Genomic DNA, 6,846 nt, shown 5'->3' on the forward strand with positions numbered 1-6,846 from the left:
AAGCATGCGCATTGTCTGTCCCTTCTGCGGCGAACGCGAACTCGGCGAGTTCACCTATCTGGGCGACGCCAAGCCGGTGCGTCCGGCGGCCGGCGCCACCGAAGACGAGGTCTTCGACTACGTCTATCTGCGCGACAACATCGCCGGGCCGATGAGCGAATACTGGTACCATGGCGGCGGCTGCCGGGCCTGGCTGAAGGTCGCCCGCAACACGCTGAGGCATGAGATTTCCTCCGTCGAGCCGGCGGCCGGCGTTGGTGCCGCCAAGGTTGGCGCCTGATGGTTGGCTCCGCGCAGATACATCGGCTGGAGAGCGGCGGTCTCATCGATCGCGCCGCGCCGCTGGCCTTCCGCTTCGACGGCAAGAGCTTTGCCGGCTTCCAAGGCGACACGCTGGCCTCGGCGCTGATCGCCAATGGCGTCAAGCTGGTCGGCCGCTCTTTCAAATACCATCGACCGCGCGGCATCCTGACCGCTGGTTCGGAGGAGCCCAACGCGCTGGTCGAACTGCGCAGCGGAGCGCGGCGCGAGCCGAACACCAAGGCGACCACGGCCGAACTCTATGACGGGCTCGAAGCCGCCAGCCAGAACCGCTGGCCGTCGCTGCGCCACGATCTGATGGCGGTCAATCAGCTGTTCGCGCCGATCTTCGTCGCCGGCTTCTACTACAAGACCTTCATGTGGCCGGCGAAATTCTGGGAAACGATCTACGAGCCAACGATTCGCCGCGCCGCCGGCCTCGGCCGCGCTGCAGGCGTCGCCGATCCCGACCATTACGACAAGGCGTGGGCGCATTGCGACGTGCTGATTGCCGGGTCCGGCCCGGCCGGGCTGGCTGCGGCACTGGCGGCCGGGCGCGGCGGCGCCCGCGTCATCCTGTGCGAGGAAGATTTTGCGCTTGGCGGCCGTCTGCTCGCCGACGGCGGCATGATCGACGGCGCGCCGGCGGCCGAATGGATTACGCGCACGCTGGCCGAACTTGCCGCACTGCCCGATGTCCGCATCATGACCCGCACGACATTGTTCGGCGTCTATGATGGCGGCACCTATGGCGCCATCGAGCGGGTCAACGACCACCTGCCCTCGCCGCCCGAGCACCAGGTGCGCCAGCGGCTGTGGCGGATCGTGGCCAAGCGCTGCGTCGTCGCCGCCGGCGCCATCGAGCGGCCGATCGTCTTTGCCGGTAACGACACGCCGGGCGTGATGATGGCTTCGGCTATGCGGACCTATGTCGCGCGCTACGCGGTTACCCCTGCCAAGAGGATCGCGCTGTTCACCAACAATGAGGATGGCTGGCGCACGGTCGAGCCCGCGCTTGGCGCCGGTTTGCAGATCGCGGCGGTCGTCGATGCGCGCCCGGACGTCTCCGCCGCGCATCGCGCGCTTGCCGCCAAAGGCGGCTTTGCCGTGCTCAACGGCTCGGTCAGCGGCGTCGAAGGCGGCAAGGACGGGGTCCGGAAAATCGTGGTGGCGCTGACCGGCGGCGCACGGGCGGAAGTCGAAGCCGACGGGCTTGCCGTGTCCGGCGGCTGGAATCCGGCGGTCGGGCTGACCTCCTATCATCGCGGCCGGCCGAAATGGCAGGACGATATCGCAGCCTTCGTGCCGGATGGTGCGCCGCCCGGCATGGTGGCCGCCGGCGCCGCCAACGGCGCCTTCGGGCTGGGCGACTGCCTGCGCCAGGGCTTTGCCGCGGGTGCTGCGGCAGCGCAGAGTGCTGGACGCAGCGGCAATGCCGGCACATCGCCGGTCGCCGACAGCGAGGCGTTTTCGCTGACGCCGCTTTGGTATGTGGCCGGCAAAGGGAAAGCCTTCGTCGATTACCAGCATGACGTGACCGCGTCCGACATCGAACTGGCGCAGCGCGAAGGTTTCGAATCGGTCGAGCATCTCAAGCGCTATACGACGCTCGGCATGGCCACCGACCAGGGCAAGACCTCGAACGTCGCCGGTCTCGCCATCATGGCGGCAATCAGCGGCAAATCGATCCCCGAAACCGGCACGACGATCTACCGCCCGCCCTATGTGCCGGTCGCCATCGGCGCCTTCGCCGGCCATCACCGTGACGAGAATTTCCATGCGACGCGGCTGACGCCATCGCATCACTGGGCGGCCGAACAGGGCGCGATCTTCGTCGACACCGGCCTGTGGAAGCGCGCGCAATGGTATCCGCGCGCCGGCGAAAAGGACTGGCTGGAATCGGTCACCCGCGAGGTCAAGGCGGTGCGCTCCGGCGTCGGCTTCTGCGATGTCTCGACGCTCGGCAAGATCGACGTGCACGGCCCGGATGCCGGCGCCTTTCTCGACCGCGTCCGCATCAACACCTTCTCCAGTCTCGCCGTCGGCAAAGCCCGCTACGGGCTGATGCTGCGCGAGGACGGCATCGTCTATGACGACGGCACGACGTCACGGCTGGCCGAGGACCACTATTTCCTGACCACCACCACCGCCAAGGCCGGGCTGGTGATGCAGCATCTCGAATTCTGCCGGCAGGTGCTGTTCCCCGAATTCGACGTTCAGCTGACATCCGTCTCGGACCAGTGGGCGCAATTCTCGATCGCCGGGCCGAAGACCCGTGACCTGCTCCGGGAAATCGTCGCTCCGTCCGAGGATTTGTCGAACGAAGGTTTTCCGTTCATGGGGGCGCGGGAAGTCGCGCTTCGCGGTGGCATCAAGGCGCGGCTGTTCCGCATCTCGTTTTCGGGCGAAATGGCGTTCGAGATTTCGGTTCCCGCCCGCTATGGCGAGGCGCTGGTGCGCAATTTGATGCTGGCCGGCAAGCCGTTCGGCGTTACGCCCTACGGTACCGAGGCGCTCGGCGTCATGCGCATCGAAAAGGGCCATGTCGCCGGCCCGGAGCTGAACGGCACGACGACCGCCGCCGACCTCGGGTTGGGCAAGATGATGTCCAGCAAGAAAGATTTCATCGGCCGCGTCATGGCCGGGCGCGAGGCGCTGATTGCGCCGGACCGCCAGGTCGTGGTCGGCATCAAGCCGGTCGACAAGACGCGCCGCCTGCGTTCCGGCGCGCATATCATCCCGAAGGGCGAGACGCCCGGTCCCGATAACGACCAGGGCTACGTCACCTCGGTCTGCTTCTCGCCGACGCTCGACCAGTGGATTGGGTTGGCACTGGTTGAGCGCGGGCGCGAGCGCATCGGCGAAATCGTCCATGCGCATGACCCGCTGCGCGGCGAAGACTACGACGTCGAGCTGTGCAGTCCCGTCTTCTACGATCCGGATGGAGGGCGCCAGCGTGGCTGAGTTTTCCTGGATTGCCCGCAGTCCGCTGGAGAAAGCGCTTGTTGTCGGCGCCTATGGCGCGCGCGGCACGGCGGCCGGCGTATCGCTCACCGAGATCCGCAATTTCGACCTGATCCAGGTGATGGCGCGGCGCGGCAAAGCGGCAGAACTGGGGAAGGCCGCCGAAACCCGCTTCGGCGTTGCCGCCCCGGAAACGCCCAAGGCGACCCAAACTCCCGACGCTACGCTGATCTGGTCGGGACCGGATCAGCTCCTGGTCCTGTCCAATGGCGGCAAGCACCCGAGCGAACCGCTGAGCCAGGCGTTTGCGCAATCCGCCTCGTTGTCCGACCAGTCGCATGCCCGCGCGCTGATCAGCGTTTCCGGAGAAAAGGCGCGCGCGATGCTGGCCAAACTGTCGTCGCTAGACCTGCACCCCGCGGCGTTCCCGGCCGGCACCGCTGCGGCGACCTCGGTCGATCACACCAGCATCAATCTCTGGCGTGGCAATGACCGGCCGGACGGACAGGCGGTGTTCAATCTTCTGGTGTTCGCCACCTTCGCGGAAAGCCTGTGGCATACGATGCTGGACGCTGCCGCCGAGTATGGCGTCGAGATCAGCCACAACGAGGAGTTGGCATAGCCTTGGCGCGTCTTCCCTTCTCCCCTTGTGGGAGAAGGTGGATCGGCGCGCAACGCCGAGACGGATGAGGGGTGTTCCAGCGGAGTGAGAGGCTGGCGTTCCCTGGGACACCCCTCATCCGTCGCCTTCGGCGACACCTTCTCCCACAAGGGGAGAAGGGGGAGCTTGTGCCACCTTCACCTTGCCAAACCCGATCCCCCTGCTATTCTTCCCGCTAAAATAATTTTACACACAGGCAAACTTGTTTCTCGAAACCAAGGTTGAGATGAGCCAGTCGCCCTACCCCGTCGTCGCCGGACCGCCCCGGCCGAGCCTGATCCTGCGGCCAGGCCAGATTACGCTGCCGGCCGGGATGGAGCGCTACTCGGTTCAGGGCAATGGCGCGATGCTGATCGAGGTCGAGGCCGGCGACATTGTCACCGTGCGCGATGTCGAGGGCGGGCAGGCCTGCGAGCTGCTGGCATGGGACAGCAGCGACGCGACCGATCCCGGCATTCTCGGCGAGAAATCGAACAGCAATGCCGCCGGCATCAAGGCGCTGCTGGCCGAAGGCGACGACAGCCTCGCATCCTTGCGCCGGGGGCTCGAGCGGCGCCAGGTGCAGCTCGACCAGGCGAAGGCGGTTCGCGTTTTCGGCGGCGCCACCCCTGCCGGTACCGAACAGGCTTTTACCGTCGCCCGCGATGGGTCGATGCTGATTGCCGCGCCCGGCGGGCCGATGCTGGTCGACGGCCACGATACGGCGACGCCGCTTAGCGTCATCGTCCGCCGCGCCACCATCCGCCCTGCGGCGAAATCCAGGCTTGCCGACCCGCTGGCCGATCCCGTGCTCGACCTGCGCGTCCATTCGGCGACGGCGGAGGCCTACTTCGTCAAGGCGGGCGACTATCTGCAGATCATCGATGTCGACGGGCGCCAATGCACCGACTTCCAGTGCTTTTCGGCGCGCAAGCTGGACAAGGGCCGCGATCATCCGCTCGACGTGACGACGACGCGCACGCTGATGGGTTCGAGCTATCCGATGCCCGGTCTGCACTCGAAATACTACGACCAGGACATGGAGCCGCTGGTCGAGGTTGTGCAGGACACTTGCGGCCGCCACGATGCATTCGCGCTCGCCTGCGCGGCCAAATATTACGACGACATCGGTTATCCCGGCCATCCCAACTGCTCGGAGAATTTCAACCACGCGCTGGCCGACAAGGGTGTCACGCCTCGCGCCGGCTGGATGGCGATCAACTTCTTCTTCAACACGGCCATCGACGCGCATGGCGTCGTGGTATCGGACGAGCCGTGGTCGCGGCCGGGCGACTATGTGCTACTCAGGGCGCTCACGGACATCGTCTGCGCCTCGTCCGCCTGCCCCGACGATACGACGCCGGCCAATGGCTGGAACCTGACCGACATCCATGTGCGAACCTATCCCGGCCAGCACAAATTCTCGCGAGCGATCGCCAGACGCATGACGCCCGATTCGGAACCGAAAATGACCCGCGAGACCGCCTTTCATTCGAGCTTTGCCAAGCACACCCGCAACTTCGTCGAGTACAAGGGCTATTGGCTGGCCAATTCCTTCGCCAGGCAAGGCCCGATCGATGAATACTGGGCCTGCCGGCAGGACGCCGTGATCATGGACCTGTCGCCGCTGCGCAAGTTCGAGGTCACCGGGCCGGACTCCGAGGCGCTGCTGCAATACACGCTGACCCGCGACATCAAGAAGCTCGGCGTCGGCCAGGTCGTCTATTCCGCCATGTGCTACGAGCATGGCGGCATGATCGACGACGGCACGCTGCTCAGGCTCGGCAAGGATAATTTCCGCTGGGTCGGCGGCGACGATCTATCCGGCGAATGGCTGCGCGAGACGGCGACAAAGCTCGGCCTCAACGTGCTGGTGCGCTCGTCGACCGACCAGATGCACAATGTTGCCGTGCAGGGGCCGAAAAGCCGCGACGTCCTGCGGCAGATCATCTGGACCTCGCCGCTGCAGCCGTCGATCGACGAACTCGAATGGTTCCGTTTCGCCGTTGCCCGCATCGGCGGCGGCAACGGCATTCCGGTCGTTGTCTCGCGCACCGGTTACACCGGCGAGCTCGGCTACGAGATCTGGTGCCATCCGCGCGACGCCGAAAAGGTCTTCGACGCGATCTGGCAGGCCGGCCAGCCGCACGGCCTGAAGCCGATGGGGCTGCAGGCGCTCGATATGGTGCGCATCGAGGCCGGGCTGATCTTTGCTGCTCACGAGTTTTCCGACCAGACGGATCCGTTCGAGGCCGGCATCGGCTTCACCGTACCGCTGAAGACCAAGAGCGACGATTTCATCGGCCGCGAGGCGCTGATCCGGCGCAAGGAAAACCCGCAGAAGAAGCTGGTCGGCCTCGACATCGACGCCAATATCGCGGTCGGCCACGGCGATTGCGTGCATGTCGGCCGGGCCCAGATCGGCGTCGTCACCTCCGGCATGCGCTCGCCGGTGCTGAACAAGACCATCGCGCTGGCCAGGCTCGACGTCGCGCATTCGGCGATCGGCACCGAGGTCGAGATCGGCAAGCTCGACGGCCACAGCAAGCGGCTGCCGGCGCGCGTCGTCGCCTTCGCCCATTACGACCCGCAAAAGAACAGGCCGCGCTCCTGACCGACGCTTCCTGGTTCTTCCCTTCTCCCCTTGTGAGGGCTTTGCACGGGGAAGCGAAATCCTGGTTGGTGAGTTAATGGGGCTTTTTTGATGGCCGGGAAAGCAGTTTTCGACGGCTTGGTATGGCATCGACCGGCATGACCGGCCGATCCGCCGATTTTAGGCCGATTTTAGACAGACTCCTCCTCATGCCGGCTTTCCGCCAGGTGGATAGAGGGCGCCGACCATGGTCCGCAGATTGTAGGCGCAGGCGGCTAGTATGCATTGCGTGCGGTTGGCGGCGAGGTTGAAGAAGCGCAGGCGCCGCATGCCGTAGCGCTCCTTGAAC

4 protein-coding genes are annotated in these 6,846 nt (G+C 65.7%); all 4 read left to right on the forward strand.

The window, feature by feature from the left end; translation table 11 throughout:
• Window positions 1–4 precede the first annotated feature (4 nt).
• The 4 genes from NKI25_RS24845 (at window position 5) to NKI25_RS24860 (ending at window position 6,518) form a co-directional block, all read left to right on the forward strand.
• Entirely contained in the window at window positions 5–280 is a 276-nt protein-coding gene (locus NKI25_RS24845) for a sarcosine oxidase subunit delta (RefSeq protein ID WP_023673981.1), read from the forward strand.
• Window positions 280–3,264: a sarcosine oxidase subunit alpha gene (locus tag NKI25_RS24850; protein WP_352999656.1), complete on the forward strand. Its 2,985-nt coding sequence runs from the start codon at window positions 280–282 to the stop codon at window positions 3,262–3,264. The genes NKI25_RS24845 and NKI25_RS24850 overlap by 1 nt, the downstream gene beginning before the upstream one ends.
• Complete coding sequence (locus NKI25_RS24855; protein ID WP_352999658.1) at window positions 3,257–3,886, forward strand: sarcosine oxidase subunit gamma; 630 nt, start codon at window positions 3,257–3,259, stop codon at window positions 3,884–3,886. The genes NKI25_RS24850 and NKI25_RS24855 overlap by 8 nt, the downstream gene beginning before the upstream one ends.
• A 265-nt stretch (window positions 3,887–4,151) precedes the next feature.
• A complete protein-coding gene (locus tag NKI25_RS24860) occupies window positions 4,152–6,518 on the forward strand; it encodes a trimethylamine N-oxide demethylase (protein WP_352704671.1) in 2,367 nt (788 codons plus the stop codon).
• Window positions 6,519–6,846: the final 328 nt, after the last annotated feature.

This window comes from Mesorhizobium sp. M0808 (genome assembly GCF_040320025.1).
Lineage (GTDB): Bacteria > Pseudomonadota > Alphaproteobacteria > Rhizobiales > Rhizobiaceae > Mesorhizobium.